We start from the raw sequence: 19,308 nt of genomic DNA, 5'->3' as shown, positions 1-19,308 counted from the left end.
GATTACTCCGCGCCAAAGATTGGTAGTTTAACAAGTTCTAATGTCGCTTGTTTACGCGCCATACGAATCACTTCTTTAACAGGGTTAAGGTATTCTTCACCTAATTTTTCCCACTGTTTAGTGTTGTTATTCCAAACCCAAGCGTGTTTAAGGTCAAATGATTGCGCAACATAAGTGATACGACCTAAACGACCGAAATCAACGTTAATGTTTTTGCCTTCTGACTCTAAAGTACCTTGTGTTGCATTAACGGCAGAGCTGTAAGAAGCTTCTACTGTATATGCTTCAAGTACCTGACGGAATTTCTCAGAAGTCGTAACTGACGATGAAGCCATAATGTCACGAAGTGTTTCAACACGTCCCATACGATTTTCAAGGTTAAACGGAACATCCGCTTGAATGAACTCCTCAAGCGTATCGATCATGCGATACATCAAAGGAACAACATTTTGCTTAGTGTTGTCTATAGTTGCTATTTGACGATCAAACGATTCAATAGAATCGTTTTGGTCTGCGACCAAACGTGCTACGTGATCGTTATATACTTTTAAAAGCTCAGTTTCATCAACAAGGCCACGGTACTCAGCTACTAGATCTTGAGTTTGACCGAAGATATTGTCAATTTTAGTTTGAGACTTAACAGCAGACTTTTGAATTTGTTGATCTGCGTTTTGCACATCTTTCAAAGGATCTGCAATCACATTGCTGCTTGCAAATGCAAAAGCGCCAACCAACGCAGTTGCTACAAGACTCTTTCTGATTTTAACAGACATAGTTCCCAACCAATTAAGTAATGTTACTTTTATAATTAAATTACCCTCCGAAGAGGACAACCCAGATATCTTTAACGGATATCAACTATCCAATAATGCTGAATGCAATGCACGCTGTCAACTTCATGTTTAGAATTAACAATAAATAAATTATCTTTATCAACTCATCCAGCACAAAAAGAAATAATAATTTAACACAGTGATAACAAAGCACACTTTAATAATACACACTTTAATAATACCAGTGTAACCCTATGCAACGTTGAGTTATTTTGATAGTCAATGCATTAAAAAACATAAATGTAACATTAATTAATTTTTTTTGCTGTGTATAAAGACGTAAAAAAAAATAGAGACGATGAATACAATTGATAAAAAAATAGATAAATGTGCAATTTTTACACTAAGAGATAGTTATGCTTTACAGCCATAGTTAAATACTTATTCTACGCCTAGTTCTGTTAGCCTATAAAACAACCTAGTAGTAAATCAAAATGCTGATAAATGACTATTATATATGTAATTTACTAACATGCTTAAGTCTTATGAAATAGGCACTCTTTTAAGTCGGTATTTTCGACTTTAACAAACTGAAGGTAGCTTGTAATTTATATTGTTGCTGTTTAAGTTACTAATTGGATTAGCTATGCGGTGTCGACTGTAAAATCATTATAAATAAGTTCACTGTAGCTAATGCACAAACAGATTCAGTTACCCATCAATAATGAGATGCTAGTGAGGACATTGATGATAGATATTAAATGCTATTAGAAGAATACGCGTGTTATCTCAACTATCAAAAGTTAATCATTAATACTGAGAAGTTACATGTATATATTCGAGGGATTACTTTGACTTTAGTCATTACTATAAAACATTAATTAAGAAGTAATGTTACATTAGATTAGTATGAATTAGGGTAAATTATCAAAAGAGGAGAGATTATGGTGAAACAGAGACCTGCTTCACCAAGATGAACATAGTTCACATAAAATAAATTATGCTACTTCTACATTCTCAGCTTCAGGGCCTTTTTGACCTTGTTTGATGCTGAATGTCACTGCTTGACCTTCGCTAAGAGTGCGAAAACCAGAACCAGTGATAGCACTGAAGTGTACAAACACGTCAGGACCATTTTCTTGTTCAATGAAACCAAAGCCTTTAGCTTCGTTGAAGAACTTAACTTTACCAGTAGTTGACATACCATGTTTTCCTGTAAGTCAAAATTTAAAATTCAGCCATAAATTGGCTATAACCTTCCCTGAGTGAATGCCCAAAAAATCTTTGGGGTAAGGCACAGGAAGTAATAATTGACCAAACAGGTAACCATAAACGCCGTACTTTAACCATAAATTCTATACGCAAAAACTCAAAGCAAGTTAAGGTTAACACAATAAATTCGTTTTAGCTCTATTAATTGATAAATATTTTAGACAGGATGCAACGTAGGCTTAATTGCTGATTTTACAAGCAATAACTGCATATAAATAAAATTAATATGCAGTTATTTGATGCTTTAAATAATCACTTTACCTGCCAATCAATTGTGCCTTGTGCTTTTATAGGCACAACATGCGAGTCTCCTAACGGGTAGCTAGCAGGTACTTGCCAAGGTTCTCTCACTAAAGTAACGGTTTCTGTATTGCGTGGTAAATTATAAAAGTCAGCACCAAAGTGGCTGGCAAAACCTTCAAGTTTATCAAGCGCATTAGCATCATCAAATGTTTCAGCGTACAACTCTAATGCAGCATGCGCAGTATAAGCACCAGCACAACCACATGCAGCTTCTTTTTTGTTTTTGTAATGTGGTGCTGAATCAGTACCCAAGAAAAACTTCTCACTGCCACTGGTAGCGGCTTCAATCAACGCTTGCTGATGGATATTACGTTTTAAAATAGGTAAGCAGTAATAATGTGGCCGAATGCCGCCGGCAAGCATATGGTTACGGTTATATAATAAGTGATGAGCAGTAATAGTTGCAGCCACATTTCCAGACGCACTTTTCACAAACTCCACGGCCTCTTTGGTCGTAATGTGTTCAAGTACAATTTTAAGTTCGCTAAAATCTGCCACCACATCAGCTAAGATGGTTTCAATAAAAATTCTTTCACGATCAAAAATATCAATAGCTGAATCAGTTACTTCCCCGTGTACCAGTAATAACATCCCCACTTCTTGCATTGCTTCGAGTACCGGGTAAATATTTTTAATAGATGTAACACCCGAATCAGAATTAGTTGTTGCCCCTGCAGGATATAATTTTGCAGCTACAATTTTACTTGTGGCTTTGGCTTTACGAATTTCGTCAGGCGTTGTTTTATCCGTGAGGTAAAGTACCATTAACGGTTCAAAGTTATTCTGTGGCTTTGCTGCCATTATACGCTCTCGATAGGCAAGAGCAGTGTCGGTACAGGTCGCTGGGGGCACTAAATTTGGCATTATAATCGCGCGACCCATGTAACGGCTTACATCGCGCACAGTATCCACTAACTGATCACCATCACGTAAATGTATATGCCAATCATCTGGACGTGTCAGAGTTAATGTAGATAATTTAATTGGTCCTGAGTTACTCATAAGTCTATTTCCCACAGCTGAATTTAGTTGATCATATTGTTCTGATGTAACTGAGTAAAGATTTTATTCATATTAATACGTTAAAGCACAAAGAACTTTATAAAAACACGTTATTTCAAGTCATTATTTCTATAATTACTTTGTTAATAAATTAATACTGGGTTAACGTTATAGGCATGTACTAAATAAATTAGTTTGTATTAACCCTATTGCCTATGTCAAAAAAACCTGATTTTGCTTCTGCGCTTGAAATTAAAACTGAGCAACTAAGCATTATTAACCAGTTTTCATCAAGCCTATTACAACTTGAAAAGTTAGATGAACTATTTGCGTATGTAGCCTCACAAGTGGTAAAACGCTTAGGCTTTGTTGAGTGCGTGATATATTTGGCCGAGCCAGATAAAAAAAAACTATTTGAAGTAGCATCGATAGGAATAGATGACAAAATAGGTAGTTATAATATAACTCGAAAAACGATTAATTTTGATCAAGGTATTACGGGCTATGTTGCCTCAACAAGCCAGCCTGTAATGACTGGTGATGTTACAACAGATAAGCGCTATATTGCAGATTCACGCCCTGCGCTTTCTGAATTATGCGTTCCGCTTATTTATAATGAGCAAGTGTTCGGTGTCATTGACTGCGAACACCCCGCTCGTAATTACTTTACAGATGCACACTTAGAAATTCTAACCACTGTTGCGCATCTGCTAAGCGCTAAAATAAACCATGTAAAAACAGTTAGTAACCTTCAAGCCACAGTGACTCAGTTAAACGCTGCCCAGCAACTTGAGCGTAGCATGCTGCAAATCGCTAATTTAACTTACCAAGCCAATGACTTAGATACTTTTTTTGAATCTATTCATAATATTATAACCACCTTAGTCCGTGCCGATAACTTCTTTATTGGCCTTTACAATAAGCAAGTAGATATTTTAGAAATTGTTTATATTATCGAGGAAGGCGTGCGCTCAAGTGTGCACACCAAAATATCGAAAGAGCAATTAAAAGATACAGCCTCTTACTATCTGCTCAATGCTGACGCTCCAATGCTGATGTCTAAAGAACAGTATCAACAACACATAGACGAAGGCCACTTCAAAATGATAGGCCGAGAAGCAGAGTCATGGCTGGGAGTTCCCTTTAAAGTCAGTGACAAAATAAGTGGTGTTATTGTTATTCAAAGTTATAACAGCGCACACCACTACAATCATCACGACCTCGATTTACTCACTTATGTAAGCCGCCAAGTCAGTATGGCTATTGATCGCCAACTTTCTCGACAAGAGCTTGAGCACAAAGCATTACATGACGAATTAACAGGCCTTGCCAACCGCTCATTACTCATCGAACGGATAAAGCACGCCATTATGCGCCTCACTCGCTCACCAAAAAATACCATGCATTGTTTGTTATATCTTGATTTAGACCGTTTCAAGAGTATTAATGATTCGCTTGGTCATGAAGTAGGTGATCATTTTTTAATAACTATTTGCAGCGTTATAAAAAAATCAATTCGTAATACCGATACCTTTGCTCGTCTTGGTGGTGATGAATTTGCCATTTTTATGGAAAATATTACTCATAAAAACCAAGTCTATGAAGCATTAAGATGTATTAAAAAATCATTAGCTAAGCCACTGGATATTGATGGCTATTTATTACAAGCTTCTACCAGTATTGGGGTCGCATTTAGTATACAAGACACCGACAAAGCATTTGAGCTATTAGAACAAGCTGATGCAGCCATGTACGAAGCTAAATCATCAGGACGTGGACAAGTTAAGTTTTTTAATAATACCATGCGTAAAAAGCTGAAAAACCATGCTGATATTGAAAATGACTTACAGCAAGGCATAGAGCAAAACGAGTTCGAACTTTATTTTCAACCTATATTTGAAATTCAAATCAGTAGGATAACGGGCTTTGAAGCCCTTGTACGCTGGCACCACCCTACAAGAGGGTTTGTGTCGCCTAATGACTTCATCCCCGTAGCGGAAGATACCGGGCAAATAATCAATCTCGACTTACACTTATTAGACTTAGCCGCGCAACATATAGCCCTCTGGCATCAGCAAGGTAAACGTTTTTTACGTATTACTGTTAATGTTTCTTCAAGGCACTTTGCAAGCCTCGACTTTGTTTCGCAACTCCATGCTATTTATAATAAATACCAGTTGCCATTGGGATCTTTATGCTTGGAGATAACCGAATCAGGATTAATCGAAAACCTTGCCTTAGCCACCGATATTATTCAAGGGCTTGCACCATTAAAAGTAAAGTTATGCCTTGATGATTTTGGCACTGGTTACTCGGCACTAGGTTACCTTCATCAATTACCCATTCATGTACTAAAAATTGATAAGAGCTTTATTGACCATTTACATCACGGTCAAAACCCTTTAGTTGATGCCATTTTATCCTTGGCGCAATCATTAGAGTTAGATGTCGTTGCAGAAGGGATAGAAACAGAGCAGCAATTAGCTATTTTACGAAACACCCAGTGTAATTTTGGCCAAGGCTTTTTAAAGTCAAAACCATTACCCGCAGCCGACGCCATTAAACTGATTGATAAGCCACTGTAAATATAATAAAAAAGCCCTGAACATGAAGTGACCCCATAAAGTTGGACTCATTTCTAAGCGGCAGCCAAGGCCTGATTTCGATATTGTATCGGACTCAGGCCTTTTAGTTTCAGCTTAATACGCTCATTGTTATAATAGTGGATATATTCTTTGATGTTTTCAATGAGTTCATTCGCGTCCTTGAACGTTTCGTTGTGATACATCTCGCTTTTCAGTATGGCAAAGAAATTTTCAGCAACAGCGTTATCTAAACAGTTTCCTTTTCTAGACATACTTTGTTTTAACCCTTTTTCTTTAAGGTGCTTTTGATATTGCTTGTTTTGATATTGCCATCCTTGGTCTGAGTGTACTATCGGCTTCTCGTTCGGCTTCAACTTAGCCGTTGCGGTTTTAAGCATGTCAGTTACCAAGGGAAGCGCAACGGATTTTCTTACTTCGTAACTGATTATCTCTTGGTTGAATAAGTCAATCATAGGCGATAGATATACCTTCTCATTATCCACTTTAAACTCCGTCACATCCGTTACCCATTTTTGATTAGGCTTCTGCGCAGTAAACTCGCGGTTAAGCGTATTTTCTGCGATTTTACCCACTTCACCTTTGTAAGATTTATAGCGCTTAGGCCTTACTTTTGACTTAAGGCCTAACTCATTCATTAGACGTTGAACGCGCTTATGATTAACGAGTACCCCCATTTTTCTTAGGGCACTCGTAATTCTGCGATAGCCATATCGCCCTTTATGCGTGTGATAGATATCACGTATTTTTACGAGTAAATCACTGTTGGCGCAGGGCTGCTCACATGTAGTTCGATGATAATAGTAGACACTCTTCGCCAACCCCGTGGCCTTTAATAGATGTCGTAAGCTATGTTTTGCCTTGAACTCTTCGACGACTATCGTCTTGTCTTTGCTTTTTTCTTTCTGGCTTGAGCCAAGGCTTCTAACTTTTTTAGCACATCATTCTCTGCTCGTAAGTATGCTAACTCTTCTCGTAACTCCTCCTCAGTCATTTGCTCTACTGGTTTTGATGAAGAAGAATTATTTGTCATGGTTGGCCTACCTTTTTTCTGTGGTTGGAGACGGGATATACCATCGCGAGCATAAAGCTTTTGCCATTGAAAAAGAATACCTGGGGACGATAAATCGAAGAACGCACTGGTATAGCTGAGTGACCAACTGTTAGCTGCCATCGATTTTAACACTTCTATCTTAAATGCTTGAGAATAAGGTTTGTGAACAGACCTGAAGCTTTCAGCGCCATGAATTCGATAAACAGCGGTCCAATATCGGACCTGCCTTTGTGTAACATTAAATCTATTACCTATCGCCGGAGAGCTTTCAGATAAAGCGAACTCAGCTACTTTGAGCTTAAAAGCTCGATGATGTTTGGACATAAAAAGACCCCCAGTAATTGGACTGTCCAACTATTGGGGGTCACTTCAACATTCAGGGCTTTTAATGATTTATTTTGACTTAAAACCAGCAAAGCAACCGAGCGCTCAACCAACTAACCAATGCGCCATTAAAGAAATAACAGGCAATGTGATTAATGTTCTTAAAATAAATATGACAAACAGCTCAAAAATATTAACCGGTATTTTACTGCCTAACAATAACGCACCCACTTCAGACATATAAATTAATTGCGTTACACTTATTGCCGCAATTATAAAACGAGTAACATCGCTCTCAATAGTGCCTGCAGCAAGAATAGACGGAATAAACATATCAGCAAAACCCACCATAATCGTTTGCGCTGCAGCCTCGGCTTCTGGTATTTGTAGTAACTCTAAAAATGGCACAAACGGTCTACCTAAATATTCAAATACAGGGGTGTATTCAGCAATTACCAATGCTAAAGTACCCACAGCCATAACGACTGGTAGCACAGCAAACACCATATCAAGTGCATTATGAACCCCCTCTTTGAGGGTACCTGCAAATCCTGATGATTTTTTTGCTTTAGTTAATGCGATATGCAATGCATGACTCACTAAGGTTTTACCATCTGGCACACGCTCTGCGTGTTTATCTGGGGCTGTGCCATCTATAAACACATCTCTTTTAAAGCTAAGTGGTGGAATACGCGGCACAATCAATGCAGCAACAATACCTGCAATACATACAGTAAAGTAAAATGGAGCAAATAAGCTTTCAAGTCCAACTTGCCCTATCACCACTAAAGAGAAGGTTATAGAAACCGCCGAAAAAGTTGTACCAATAATAGCCGCTTCGCGCTCAGTGTAATGCTTTTCTTCATACTGACGCGCAGTCATCAATATACCCACGCTACCATCTCCAAGCCAAGAGGCCGCGCAATCAACCGCGCTACGTCCGGGCACACCAAATAACGGCCGCATCAATTTGGTTAATAGCGTGCCAATCATTTCTAACAAACCAAAGTTTAACAATAAGGGTAATAATAACCCTGCCAATATAAACACCGATAAAAGCACGGGCAATAAATCATTAAGCACTAAGCCTCCCGTGTTCTGCGATGTAACACCATTAAATATCGGCAGTAAAAAATTAGGAAGTGCAGATTTAAACTCGGGGTAATGAATATTCACAAACAGTAAAACAATAACCGCCATACCCAATAACCGAATAACCAGCCATAACCAGTGCACGTCAAACAGGTGCTTAACAATCGCAGACTGCATCAGACTTACAGGTTTAAACAGTTTTACAATCAATGAAATCACACCAGTAGCACAAATAATCGCGGTAATAATCGTCACTACATTAGGTGCTATAGTTGTTTGTATCGCCTTTGCCATTACGGCTATTGGAATTGTCATTGCGCCGTTCATAGGCACGGGGGTCATAAATAATAAAATGCCGATTAGTGAAGGAACTAAAAAAGTAAACCATACTTTTAAGTCAAACTGTGTGTTTGACGTTGATAGATTCGTCATTGTTTTCAACCTGTAGAAACCACAAAAAGAGCCATAGCTCTTTTTGTGGTGGATGTTTCACTTTTTATTAAATGTTGATACCGCGTTGTCGCAAGGCACTTTCTAATGCTTGCTGTAAGCTATTCATCGTACCAGGCTCTAGCGTATTACCTTCATCATCCATCCACGTTAAGCTGGTGCCGCCATCATCTGTGCGACTGACTAATATTTGATACTGCCCCTCATCAACTGGTAATTCAGCCAATTCATCACCCCAAATTGAATCCCATACACTTGATTCAGGCTTAACATAATCAGCTGTGATCAGACCGCGTTCTTGGTCAATTTCAACAATAGTGAATGATAGGCGCTCAAGGAAACCAGAAAAACGGTCAAATACAGCAGAGTAATCTTGTTCAGTTACTAAAGCTGCATTACCTTTATTGTCAAAGCCCATTTCAAGCGAGATAATACCTTGCTTTTTACGCATCTCAATTACAAGTTGACGGTAGCGATAGTCAAATTCCGCTATTATTTGGTTTAAAGCGCGGACTTCTAACTGTTGTTGTAACAACGGAGTCAGCTCTACTTCATCACTTTTATATTCAACTAATTTACTACTCAAAGAAGCAGTGCGTTGGTGTGATTTTTCTTCAATATTGAATACAAAGCGTTGCTGTGAAACTTCAGTTTCATTCTCCCAAAACCAACCGTCTTCAGGATTAATTATGGAATACCAACCTGTTTCGATAGTGCCAAGAAGCTTATCTTCATTGACTGTTTTGACTTGATGTTCTGTAAGTACACTTTGAATAGAATCCCAAATGTACTCGTTTAAATCAGCAATACCGTCATTTTTATCAAAATAAACACGGGCTTGCTTATCTGTTTCTTCAACCCAACTGCCTTCAGCGACCGTTAAAACTTGTGCTGGCGGGCGATAGTTTTTTGCTTCAGGGTTATTGTCATACTCAGCCACTTCCATCTTGTAAGTTGGATCTTGGGCTGGTTGTTCTAAACCTTGTGGGGCTTTAACCGCTTCACCAGCTCGGTAATTACGTTTATGGTGCGCTTCATCAGTAAAAACGCTACAGCCTGATAAGCCGACCAATACACTTATAGCAAGTGCTTTTGGGATCCAATACTGCACAGATAATTCTCCTTAGCAAACCCTTAATTGTTGTAACAAATATATGAGTGGGTTATGCCGATTTGGTTCAGTGTAAAATCAATATTAATTTTACATTTCTTATTTTTTACAAGCCGCTTATGGATGTGAATGAACACTTAATCATAAAAAAGGCAGTTTAATGCAAGACTTTGACTATGGTACTTTCACACGCTCGTAAAAACAAGAAAGGCTGTGCTTTAATCATGGTTAATTCTAGCAAACTATAGTTTAGAGCCCTTTTTATGGTAAACTTGACTGTCGTACACCTTTACATTTGGCGCTATTAGGCGTGTTTGACCGTAATTATTTACTTTATCTAGGTATTTGAATTCATGACTGCATTTACAAATCATCAGATTGTTTTAACCGCTATTGGAGAAGACCGCCCAGGTATTGTGAGTGAGTTAACACAATTGGTTAGTGACTGTCATTGCAATATTATAGACAGTCGTATCGCAATTTTAGGCAATGAGTTTTCTTTTATAATGTTGCTAGCAGGCGATATGTCGGCCATCAGTCGTGTAGATCATGCGCTGCCTGTTAAAGGTATGGAACTTGGTTTACTGACCATGATGAAACGTACCTCTAGCCATAACCAAAGTGAATTTTGCGCCGGTTATAACCTTGAATATACAGGTACAGATACCCCTGGCACATTAAGCAAAGTAACGCGCTTTTTTGCTGATCATAAAATAAGTATTTGCTCATTAAAGTCAGATACTTATGAAGACGAAAAACACACAAAAATGCGCTGCGAGCTTGAATTTAACATCCCCGTTGATGTTAGCATAGATAACTTCAAAGTGAGCTTTGAAGCACTTTCGCGCACTCTCAACGTTGATTATATTTTTAGACGTATTCGCTAAGGAGCAAAGTATGAACACAATTAGTCCATTACAAGCCGGTGATAAAGCCCCCGCTTTTAGTTTATCTAATCAAGATGGCGACACAATCGCCCTTGATACCTTGTTAAAAGAACAGCAAGTACTAGTGTATTTTTACCCTAAAGCATCTACCCCTGGTTGCACCGTACAAGCTGAAAACCTACGTGATAAAAAAGCCGAGCTTGCTAAATTAAATACCCGCATTGTGGGTATTAGCCCAGATCCAATCAAACGTTTAAAAAACTTTGAAACCAAAAAAGAACTAAACTTTGATTTACTCTCAGATGAAGACCACGCCATTGCAGAAGCATTCGGTATATGGGGTTATAAAAAATTTATGGGCAAAGAATATGACGGCATCCACCGTTTAAGCTTCTTAATCGGCCAAGACGGCAAAGTTAAGCACTTGTTTGATAAATTCAAAACCAAAGATCATCACCAAGTGGTGCTGGACTATTTAGCGCAAGAAATGTAGTTTAGCGCAAGAAATGTAGTTACAAGGCCAAAGAAAACTTAACATTAAACGGTTAAAGCACACCCTATAGTGTTAGTCAGAGTTGAGTAAAGCAAAAACCAACGGTAAACCAAGTCTTCCAGCACAAGTAAAAAGCGCTGCCAATATGTAGCGTTACTTTATTGAGTGGTTTAAATAGTTTGGCTTTAAGAACTCACTAACACTATTGAAAGAGTGCATATAATGAACCCTATTCCTTGTTTATCCGATCATTCTTAGTCGAAATATCGGATACTGAAGTGAATGTTTATATGGCGATTTTTTAAAGTTTTACTTGGTTTTTTTGATCTTTATAGTACATATATCAATCAACCTATATTGGTAGCCACATCATTGTAATGTCGAAGCGAGCATTGAATGATAGTTTAGTTCAAGCTTTACATACCTTGTGGCTATTTTTCTATATTGCTTGACTCGACCAAAAGCATTCTCAACTAAGTATTTATATTTGTATATACACTAGTCGATATTTACATTACCCACTAACTGTTATCCATTGGTGGAATAACGGGTTTAGCGCTCTTATCACCAGTAGATTATTTTAGCTTCCCACTATACGCATTGCTTTTTGAACACTTGGCTACAAGTGACCTTCCGTGAGCGATATCATGAGTATTTTCACAAGGTAATTAATAGTAAACTGTCAGTTATGCACTTTTCTCAATTAATTTATTGTTAGTGGCTCTTGCGCCGCAACTATATAGATGAGGATGAGCCCTGACAGCTCTACCGTCAACAAAGACCCACTCATCTTAGCGAGGGAATCCGGTGTAACGTTTTTAGTGAATTCAATTATACCTGTCTTCATGCTGTTTTTTCATATCAAAAAGACCCCTAGTTTTTAGAGGAAAGCGAGCTATGAAGTGCACTTTTATACGCTTCATAAGCGGGAATAATCGAGGTAATAATGGCCGCAACGGTTATTATAATTACTACTTTAAGTGTTTCGAGGCTAAGCACATTCGCGTCTAAAAATAATCCATAGGTGGCGCCTAGCCAATCAGCGAGTAACCACAAAGCTAAACTGAGTAAAGCAACGGCTGATACGCACGCCAGTACGACTAATATTAACGCCTCTACTAATACTAAACTAAAAATAACGCTTGGTCCTGGACCTAATACACGCAGTACAGCGATTTCGCTTTTACGTTGTTGCATAGATGCAAGTAGCATGGTTGATAAACCAAATAACGACGACACCAACACTAAAATACCAATAACACGTAATAGGTTTTCTACTGTTGCCATCATTTGCCAAAGCTCAGTCATTGCAACGCCAGGTAACACTGCCATTAATCTATCGACTTTGTAGTTATTTATATCGCGCTGTAATTTAAAAGTCGTAAATTTAGATTTTAAACCCAGCATAACAGCAGTAATGCTATCAGGTTCGGTATTTACCGATGTCGCACTTTTAAGTAATTGATTTTGTTTGGCGAGCGATAAATGAATCGCCTCGATGGCGTTCAAACTCACATGTATGGTTTTATCTACTGGCGTACCTGTTGGCTTAAGTATGCCTTTTATCGTAAATGGTGTTTTGTCGTGATGCTTAAAACTGGTGTTACCAATACCATGGGCAATCACTATGTTATCGCCGATTTTATAATTGAGATTTTTGGCGACATCAGCACCTATAACAGCTTCAAATAATGCCTCAAATGGCTGACCCTGCTCAAAGGTAAGTGGTTGCTTACTGCCGTATTTAAAGTATTCAAAATAACTGTTGTTAGTGCCCATAACTCTAAAACCACGGTGCGAATCACCTAACGAAATAGGCACAGCCCACTCTACTAATGAGCTGTTTTTAAGGTTTTGTAACTTTTATAATCAATATTGTTAGTCGGACTACCCATTCTAAATACCGAGTACAACAAAAGGTTTAATTGCCCGCTTGGCGCACCTACAATCATATCAACATCGGAAATAGTTCTATTAAAGCTCTCTTTAGCTTGCTGGCGAATATGCTCAACGCTTAACAACACACTAATGCTTATAAGTAATGATAAAAACGTTAGTATTACCGATTTACGTCTACTGCCTAAACTACTCCACGCTAAGGACACTAACACTTGGTGCTTTCCTCTTTTAAAAGTGAAGTCATTTCAACACTTGTTTTAAAAAATTGTTGTAAGTGCATATCATGACTTACAAATACGAGCGTTATATTGTGCTGATGACATAGAGAGATTAATAACGCCATAAATACGTCTCGTGTTGATGCATCTAGCGCCGAGGTCGGCTCATCAACAAGTAACAACTTAGGCTTGTTTATTAATGCGCGGGCAATAGCTACACGTTGCTGCTGCCCGACACTCAATGTATTTGCTGGTTTGTGTAGTATATTTGCAGGTAGTTTTAGGTTCAACAGTAGCTCTGATGCCTCTTTTTTTATTTGCAAGTTACCCGATTTAGCAAAATAACTAGCAAGCTGAATATTTTTTAAAACGCTTAAATAAGGAATTAAATTAAATTGCTGAAACACCACACCAATATGTTGTGCTCTAAACCTGTCACGCTGCTTGGGTGACAGCACAGAAAATGCTTGATCTAGTACGGATATATCACCAGCTTGTGGCGTTAGTACCCCTGCGAGTAAATTAAGTAATGTGGTTTTACCTGAGCCGGAGTCGCCATACAGAAATACATGTTCACCTTTCTTTACTTGCCACTTGGGTATATGAAATGATGTTTTATCAGCCTTGTTGTACCGATAACTAAGCTGATTAATATTTATGGCTAAGAGAGTTAAGCCAGAAGTAATTGAGTTAGCCAACAGAAAAGACTCCTATGGTTTGACATCTTCTGATATGTTATAACATTTTCACTGCTAATATTAATCATATCGAGTTTAAAATATGTCACAAAATGTAACTAAAGTACTCACCTGCCTTATTATATCACTGGCTAGTTTAATATTTACCTGTGAATCTGAGGCTCAAAACTCAAGCTACGAAGAAGTAGAATGGACTCAGTTAATGCCTAAAGACGATTTAGATGCCTTGCTGAACCCACCAGACTATTTATATGATATTGAAGATGGCTCAGAGGAAGACACTCTAGAGCACGGCAAGATCATTATAAATTGAACTTATAGAGCAAGTAGTGATCAGATCAAGGCATAATAATTACTTGGTCGCATAAATATGAGCACTACTTTTCTGAAACATTTTAATTCAATTACAGATCCTCGCATTGAACGTTGTAAAAAGCATGAACTTATCGATATTCTTCTCCTTGCTATTAGCGCTGTACTCTCTGGTGCAGAAGGATGGGAAGATATTGAAGACTTTGGGCACCTAAAGCTTGATTGGTTAAAAAAATACGGCACGTTCAACGCAGGAATTCCAAAACATGACACGATTGCTCGCGTCATGTGTCGGTTAAAAGCAAATGAAATAGAAAGGGCATTTCAATCTTGGATATCATCACTGATTGAAACTACAGGTGCAGATATCATCGCTATCGATGGCAAAACCGCACGGCGTTCATTTACCACAAAAGACAGAAAAAGTGCCTTACACACGGTCAGTGCATGGAGTTGCCAACACCAGTTAGTGCTTGGGCAGACGGCTGTTGATAATAAAACAAATGAAATCACCGCAATACCAGAATTACTCACCCTGCTCGATATTGAAAACAGTATCATTACGTTAGATGCGATGGGATGCCAACAAGAAATAGCAAAACAAATCATCCAACAAAAAGCAGATTATATTCTTGCACTTAAAGGTAATCATTCAGGCATGCAAAAGGAACTAGAAGCGTGGTGGCACAAGTGCGAGCGTGAAAGGTTAACTAAGCATAATTGTGATGAACATACCGAAATAAGCTCAGGACATGGGCGTGTTGAAACACGTACATGCCAGCAGTTACTTATAGATAAAAGCTGGCTAGGCAAGGATTATCGTTGGCCTGGCTTAACGAGTATTATTAAGGTCAGGGCTGAAGTTCATGATAAGTCGGCAGGGTCGGATACCACTGAAACACGCTGGTATATAAGTTCATTAGACTTAAATGCAGCGCAAGCACTCAATGCAGTACGCAGTCACTGGCAGGTTGAAAGCATGCATTGGATGCTTGATATGAACTTCAGAGAAGATGAATCGAGAATACGCAAACTTCAAGGGCCATTAATGTTTAATGTAATGCGAAAGATAGCCATGGCGCTTTTTAAACAAGATGCATCTAAGTCAGCAAGTATGGCGAGGAAAAAGAAAATGGCAGGGCTAGACGATGATTACCGCTCAACCCTGTTAGAGTCTGGGATTAAAATGCGCTAGCCGTGCACTCTAGACAGGGCAAGATCATACTTAACTTGATTATTACTTCGAATCTGTGATCAAATCGCCTTTTTCTCAAAGGCGATTAACATGTCATTCATCAACCATTTCAACGACATTCAAGATACTCGTTCACACATCAACAAAAAACATGAATTGCTGGATGTTATATTCCTTACAGTCACTGCGATTATTTCAGGTGCTGAAGGGTGGAAGGATATTAAGCAATTCGGTGACAGTAAACTGACTTGGTTACGTAAGTTTCGTTCATTTGAAAATGGTATTCCTGTCGATGATACGATTGCTCGTATCATTAGCTCACTGGCCCCTGAAGCTTTATTAGCTTGTTTTGTTTCTTGGGTTAATGAGCTTAGAGATGCGAATAATCAAAGCGTCATTGCCTTTGACGGTAAAACACTTCGCCATTCTTATGATGGTGATAAAAAAACAGCTATTCACAGTGTTTCAGCTTATGCAGTTGAACAGGGCCTAGTACTAGCACAATGCAAATCCAAAAGTAAGAAGAATGAAGTATCAACAGTGATGGCACTTATTGAATTACTTGAGCTTAAAGGCAATATCATCACAGCAGACGCGATGCATTGTTTAAAGAAAGTGACGAAAGCCGTCAGCAAGAAAGACGGAGACTATTTGCTGCAAGTGAAGAATAACCAAGGAAAATTGAACAAAGAAATTCAAGCCTACTATCACAAAGTCAGACGAGAGCAGCCATCACTCATCCAGCAAAATAGCCATGAAACAGTAAATGATGGGCATGGTCGAATAGAGCAGCGCACGTACACTCAACTGTTGGTGACAGATTGGCTTGAGCAGCGCCACGGTTGGGTCAATTTCAACTCCATAGTCGAGGTAGTACGACAGCGTTATGTTGGCGATAGTCATACAATGGAAACGAGTTATTACATCAGCTCGCTAGGGATAAACCCAGAGCAAGTAGCCAAGTCTATTCGCCAGCATTGGGGAATAGAAAACTCAGCACACTGGGTATTAGATATGACATTTAAAGAAGACGATTCACGTATTCGTCGAGGTGATGCCCCCGAGAATATGGCGACCTTCAGACGATTTGCGATGAACTTAGCGAAATTAAGCGCGATAAAAGACAGTATGAAAGGTAAGTTGAAACAGGCTGCTTGGTCAGATGAGGTAAGAGAGCAGCTTATTTTAGGATAAATAACGCTCAAGTATGATTTTTCCCTGGCACTCTAGAGAGTTTAGATGCTAAACCATTTGAAAACGAAAAAGATAAACGCTATCATCAAGCACTAAGCTCTGCACGAGTTATTGAAAGTTATAACAACACAAACATCCGTATTCCTGGTTTTATTGTGCCTCTTGAGTCTGAAGAAGGTAAACGCATTACGGAGTTTTTTGTAGTGCCGTATTTTGGCGCATGTTTGCACTTGCCACCGCCGCCACCTAATCAAATAATTTACGTTAACTTTGAACAAGGTGTTGAGCTTGAAAGCCTTTACGACGCATTTTGGTTTGAAGGCAAGTTAACTATAAACACAGTAGAAAACGAATTAGGCACTTCGGCATATCAGTTTAAATTAGATCGTGTTTTACCTTATGAGGATTAAAGTGAGTTTTATAAATATGTAGGATGGGAAGATATTTTTATTTAACTACAAAAAAGGCCAAAACAGTAACGCACCGTTTTAGCCCTTATATTTATATACAACCTAATATGTGACAGTTTATGCGTTTTTACCGCAGCACTTTTTATATTTACGGCCATTACCACAAACACAAGGATCATTACGCCCCACTTTTGGTGTGGTCCTAGTTAACGGACTTTGTGGAGGTGGGCAACAACTTGTATTACTACAACTAGAACTCTCTGCTCCAAAAGGTGTATCGGGTAACTCTTTACTGTTTTCGTTCATACTAAACCCCTTCTAAAAATTATAATATATCGTACATCTACCACGAACCATACATAGAGTTAGGTAGTAAAAACAGTGACTTTCCTAAACTCGGTAGTAACGCCTCGATATTGGCGTTTTCTTGTGTTACACCATTAAAGTCTTCTATGTTATCTCCCACCTGAAACTCAATAACGTGCGGTTTTTGCCAGCTATTTTTAGCACCTTTTAGGTTAAAACAATCGGCGCTACCTTGCGTTATCTGTTGGCGACGTAAGTCTTTATCGTTCATAAAGCGCTTGTCATCTACAGCGGTTTTATCGGTGTCCGAGCGCCCAATTAAACACGTGTTAGATGCGGTAATAGATAAACCAACCGATTTAAGATTATTCCATGTGTGCATGTCGTTTGATTTATCACGATTGGTAACTAGCGCAACTTTACCGCCATGTTTAAATACCGCTTCTATAAACGATTTAGCGCCAGGGACTAACGTAGCGTTTTCGCTTTTTACCCATGCCTGCCATGTTTTTGGTGTGTAACCTTTTCCACTAAGCTCGGTTTGTTTTTGGTAAGCCGAGTTATCAAGAACGGTTTCGTCTACGTCCATTACTGCGACCCAGTTACTCGCTTTGCTAGGCAAGTAAGTTACGGCGGTTTGAGCTTGCTGATACATGTAGGTTGTTAATGCTTGGTACTCTTTACTTTTTGTCTGCCATAAAACTGCAGGCGACAGCGCAGTTTGGCTATTAAAAAGCGATACCGATACCGATACCGCACAATGGTCGCTCAACATGGCTTTGTCATCCATATTTTTATATTTATGGACTTGAGCTGATTTAGCAATATTTTTATCATCAATACCGCCTACTATTATATGATCAATAGGTGCTGGGTAACGTTCATGACAACCTAGCAGCTGGCTAGTAGTAATGCTTGCTGAGCGAGTGTCATTAAGCAAGGTACGCGTTAAGCGGTTATACGGCGCTGAAATACGATGGTTAAAATCACCTAAAATAATATAAGGCGTGCTTGAATTTTCGCGCTTTTCTATCCAATTATTAAGTACAGGCGCCTGTTTTGCATAAGTTTTACATGCTGGGGAGTCACTTTTAAGGTAGTCGTCTACAAAGCAGCCGCTTTTCATATGCACGTTAAGTATATCGGTCGGGCCTTGCTGTGTATTAACTGTTATTTGTAAGCCATAGCGAAGCCCTGCTCTTGCCAATGCAAGTTGTTCAACAGGAGTAACATTTAATACAGGAACTGATTTTTTAACAGCAAAGGCTACTTTTTGCTGGGTCGATGAAGCACCTGTTTGCCTGCATGTATAAGCTGGGCTATCTGCTCTGGTTGACATTATTAGCTGCCAATCATCCTCTGAGAATATTTGCTGTAACGCCGACTTAGAGTCCACTTCTTGCAAGGCGATAATGTCTGCGTTTAAGTTTTTTGCATACACTTTCATTGCTGCTATTTCGTTTGGCGTTCTTATTCTACAGCCTGTATCAATTGGGAAAGCAAGGTGCTCAACGTTCCATGTTGCCACCTTTAACGGCTGCGATACACTTTGACTTTGTATGTTAGTAACGACTTCATCGCTTGTAGAGCTTCCCGTTAATTCAGGGGCTATGGTTGATGTACAGCCAATACTTAGGGTAGCTATACAGGTAATAGTTAATAAATTAAACGCATTCATTTCGTGTCCTTTGGTTTTTTGTTGCTCTACTTGC

The 19,308-nt window shown here is 38.8% G+C and carries 18 protein-coding genes and 2 pseudogenes; 7 read left to right on the top strand and 13 right to left on the bottom strand.

All coding sequences use genetic code 11. From position 1 onward, the window contains the following. Positions 1-2: 2 nt before the first annotated feature. From ACT3S9_RS05410 to pyrC, 3 genes are all read right to left on the bottom strand, one after another. Positions 3-773, bottom strand: a complete 771-nt coding sequence (locus tag ACT3S9_RS05410; protein ID WP_441833657.1) for a DUF3450 domain-containing protein — start codon at positions 771-773, stop codon at positions 3-5. Between the two features lie 998 nt (positions 774-1,771). Beyond that, positions 1,772-1,975, bottom strand: a complete 204-nt coding sequence (locus ACT3S9_RS05405; RefSeq protein WP_441836011.1) for a cold-shock protein — start codon at positions 1,973-1,975, stop codon at positions 1,772-1,774. A gap of 322 nt (positions 1,976-2,297) precedes the next feature. Further along, complete coding sequence (gene pyrC / locus ACT3S9_RS05400) at positions 2,298-3,350, bottom strand: dihydroorotase (protein ID WP_441836010.1); 1,053 nt, start codon at positions 3,348-3,350, stop codon at positions 2,298-2,300. A gap of 215 nt (positions 3,351-3,565) precedes the next feature. Between pyrC and ACT3S9_RS05395 the strand changes: the two genes are divergently transcribed. Further along, positions 3,566-5,935 carry an EAL domain-containing protein gene (locus tag ACT3S9_RS05395; RefSeq protein ID WP_441995199.1) on the top strand — a complete coding sequence of 790 codons (2,370 nt, stop codon included), beginning with the start codon at positions 3,566-3,568 and terminating at the stop codon, positions 5,933-5,935. Positions 5,936-5,988: 53 nt separating this feature from the next. On the opposite strand, the gene ACT3S9_RS05390 is transcribed toward ACT3S9_RS05395, so the two are convergent. The 4 genes from ACT3S9_RS05390 to bamC form a co-directional block, all read right to left on the bottom strand. Further along, positions 5,989-6,834 (bottom strand): IS3 family transposase, encoded by an 846-nt coding sequence (locus ACT3S9_RS05390; protein ID WP_444511517.1) that lies wholly within the window; start codon positions 6,832-6,834, stop codon positions 5,989-5,991. After that, a complete protein-coding gene (locus tag ACT3S9_RS05385) occupies positions 6,831-7,331 on the bottom strand; it encodes a transposase (RefSeq protein ID WP_444750572.1) in 501 nt (166 codons plus the stop codon). Before ACT3S9_RS05385 ends, ACT3S9_RS05390 begins: the two co-directional genes overlap by 4 nt. A gap of 105 nt (positions 7,332-7,436) precedes the next feature. Continuing rightward, the gene (locus ACT3S9_RS05380) at positions 7,437-8,855 is read right to left on the bottom strand and encodes a YjiH family protein (RefSeq protein ID WP_441836431.1); all 1,419 of its coding nucleotides are present in this window, start codon (positions 8,853-8,855) and stop codon (positions 7,437-7,439) included. A 67-nt stretch (positions 8,856-8,922) separates the two neighbouring features. Further along, positions 8,923-9,984 (bottom strand): outer membrane protein assembly factor BamC, encoded by a 1,062-nt coding sequence (bamC, locus tag ACT3S9_RS05375; protein ID WP_441836432.1) that lies wholly within the window; start codon positions 9,982-9,984, stop codon positions 8,923-8,925. Positions 9,985-10,337: 353 nt separating this feature from the next. On the opposite strand from bamC, the gene ACT3S9_RS05370 reads away from it, so the two are divergent. Next, the gene (locus ACT3S9_RS05370; RefSeq protein ID WP_441836433.1) at positions 10,338-10,871 is read left to right on the top strand and encodes a glycine cleavage system protein R; all 534 of its coding nucleotides are present in this window, start codon (positions 10,338-10,340) and stop codon (positions 10,869-10,871) included. Between the two features lie 10 nt (positions 10,872-10,881). Continuing rightward, positions 10,882-11,364 carry a thioredoxin-dependent thiol peroxidase gene (gene bcp / locus ACT3S9_RS05365; RefSeq protein WP_441836434.1) on the top strand — a complete coding sequence of 161 codons (483 nt, stop codon included), beginning with the start codon at positions 10,882-10,884 and terminating at the stop codon, positions 11,362-11,364. A 378-nt stretch (positions 11,365-11,742) separates the two neighbouring features. Here bcp and ACT3S9_RS05360 read toward each other — a convergent pair. From ACT3S9_RS05360 to ACT3S9_RS05345, 4 genes and pseudogenes are all read right to left on the bottom strand, one after another. Further along, positions 11,743-11,930: pseudogene (locus ACT3S9_RS05360) on the bottom strand (IS5/IS1182 family transposase); the annotation flags it as partial. Positions 11,931-12,237: 307 nt separating this feature from the next. Beyond that, the gene (locus ACT3S9_RS05355) at positions 12,238-13,185 is read right to left on the bottom strand and encodes an ABC transporter permease (protein WP_441836435.1); all 948 of its coding nucleotides are present in this window, start codon (positions 13,183-13,185) and stop codon (positions 12,238-12,240) included. Between the two features lie 11 nt (positions 13,186-13,196). Further along, on the bottom strand, positions 13,197-13,475 hold the full coding sequence (locus ACT3S9_RS05350) for a hypothetical protein (RefSeq protein ID WP_441836436.1): 279 nt from the start codon (positions 13,473-13,475) through the stop codon (positions 13,197-13,199). After that, positions 13,469-14,179, bottom strand: a complete 711-nt coding sequence (locus ACT3S9_RS05345) for an ABC transporter ATP-binding protein (protein WP_441836437.1) — start codon at positions 14,177-14,179, stop codon at positions 13,469-13,471. Before ACT3S9_RS05345 ends, ACT3S9_RS05350 begins: the two co-directional genes overlap by 7 nt. An 82-nt stretch (positions 14,180-14,261) precedes the next feature. Between ACT3S9_RS05345 and ACT3S9_RS05340 the strand changes: the two genes are divergently transcribed. From ACT3S9_RS05340 to ACT3S9_RS05325, 4 genes and pseudogenes are all read left to right on the top strand, one after another. Next, positions 14,262-14,492, top strand: coding sequence for a hypothetical protein (locus tag ACT3S9_RS05340; RefSeq protein WP_441995318.1), 231 nt, complete (start codon positions 14,262-14,264; stop codon positions 14,490-14,492). A 57-nt stretch (positions 14,493-14,549) separates the two neighbouring features. After that, positions 14,550-15,686, top strand: coding sequence for an ISAs1 family transposase (locus tag ACT3S9_RS05335; protein WP_008466968.1), 1,137 nt, complete (start codon positions 14,550-14,552; stop codon positions 15,684-15,686). Positions 15,687-15,776: 90 nt separating this feature from the next. Then, positions 15,777-16,880 carry an ISAs1 family transposase gene (locus ACT3S9_RS05330; RefSeq protein WP_096793603.1) on the top strand — a complete coding sequence of 368 codons (1,104 nt, stop codon included), beginning with the start codon at positions 15,777-15,779 and terminating at the stop codon, positions 16,878-16,880. A gap of 59 nt (positions 16,881-16,939) precedes the next feature. After that, positions 16,940-17,290, top strand: a pseudogene (locus ACT3S9_RS05325) (DUF3299 domain-containing protein); the annotation flags it as partial. Between the two features lie 117 nt (positions 17,291-17,407). Here the strand turns inward: ACT3S9_RS05325 and ACT3S9_RS05320 are convergent. Next, on the bottom strand, positions 17,408-17,596 hold the full coding sequence (locus ACT3S9_RS05320) for an SEC-C metal-binding domain-containing protein (RefSeq protein WP_441836635.1): 189 nt from the start codon (positions 17,594-17,596) through the stop codon (positions 17,408-17,410). Between the two features lie 37 nt (positions 17,597-17,633). Continuing rightward, on the bottom strand, positions 17,634-19,274 hold the full coding sequence (locus tag ACT3S9_RS05315) for an HAD family acid phosphatase (RefSeq protein WP_441836634.1): 1,641 nt from the start codon (positions 19,272-19,274) through the stop codon (positions 17,634-17,636). Positions 19,275-19,308 lie beyond the last annotated feature (34 nt).

This window comes from Pseudoalteromonas sp. AOP31-A2-14, from assembly GCF_052378035.1.
Classification (GTDB): domain Bacteria; phylum Pseudomonadota; class Gammaproteobacteria; order Enterobacterales; family Alteromonadaceae; genus Pseudoalteromonas.
The sequence above is the reverse complement of the archived record's forward strand: the minus strand, read 5'-3'. Positions and strand labels throughout refer to the sequence as shown.

Bases quoted from the DNA above. Each gene is read 5' to 3' on its own strand.
- ACT3S9_RS05320 (WP_441836635.1), bottom strand. From the start codon at position 17,596: ATGAACGAAAACAGTAAAGAGTTACCCGATACACCTTTTGGAGCAGAG.
- ACT3S9_RS05335 (WP_008466968.1), top strand. From the start codon at position 14,550: ATGAGCACTACTTTTCTGAAACATTTTAATTCAATTACAGATCCTCGC.
- ACT3S9_RS05395 (WP_441995199.1), top strand. From the start codon at position 3,566: ATGTCAAAAAAACCTGATTTTGCTTCTGCGCTTGAAATTAAAACTGAG.
- ACT3S9_RS05340 (WP_441995318.1), top strand. From the start codon at position 14,262: ATGTCACAAAATGTAACTAAAGTACTCACCTGCCTTATTATATCACTG.
- pyrC (WP_441836010.1), bottom strand. From the start codon at position 3,350: ATGAGTAACTCAGGACCAATTAAATTATCTACATTAACTCTGACACGT.
- ACT3S9_RS05315 (WP_441836634.1), bottom strand. From the start codon at position 19,274: ATGAATGCGTTTAATTTATTAACTATTACCTGTATAGCTACCCTAAGT.
- ACT3S9_RS05405 (WP_441836011.1), bottom strand. From the start codon at position 1,975: ATGTCAACTACTGGTAAAGTTAAGTTCTTCAACGAAGCTAAAGGCTTT.
- ACT3S9_RS05330 (WP_096793603.1), top strand. From the start codon at position 15,777: ATGTCATTCATCAACCATTTCAACGACATTCAAGATACTCGTTCACAC.
- ACT3S9_RS05385 (WP_444750572.1), bottom strand. From the start codon at position 7,331: ATGTCCAAACATCATCGAGCTTTTAAGCTCAAAGTAGCTGAGTTCGCT.
- ACT3S9_RS05370 (WP_441836433.1), top strand. From the start codon at position 10,338: ATGACTGCATTTACAAATCATCAGATTGTTTTAACCGCTATTGGAGAA.
- ACT3S9_RS05410 (WP_441833657.1), bottom strand. From the start codon at position 773: ATGTCTGTTAAAATCAGAAAGAGTCTTGTAGCAACTGCGTTGGTTGGC.
- bcp (WP_441836434.1), top strand. From the start codon at position 10,882: ATGAACACAATTAGTCCATTACAAGCCGGTGATAAAGCCCCCGCTTTT.
- ACT3S9_RS05380 (WP_441836431.1), bottom strand. From the start codon at position 8,855: ATGACGAATCTATCAACGTCAAACACACAGTTTGACTTAAAAGTATGG.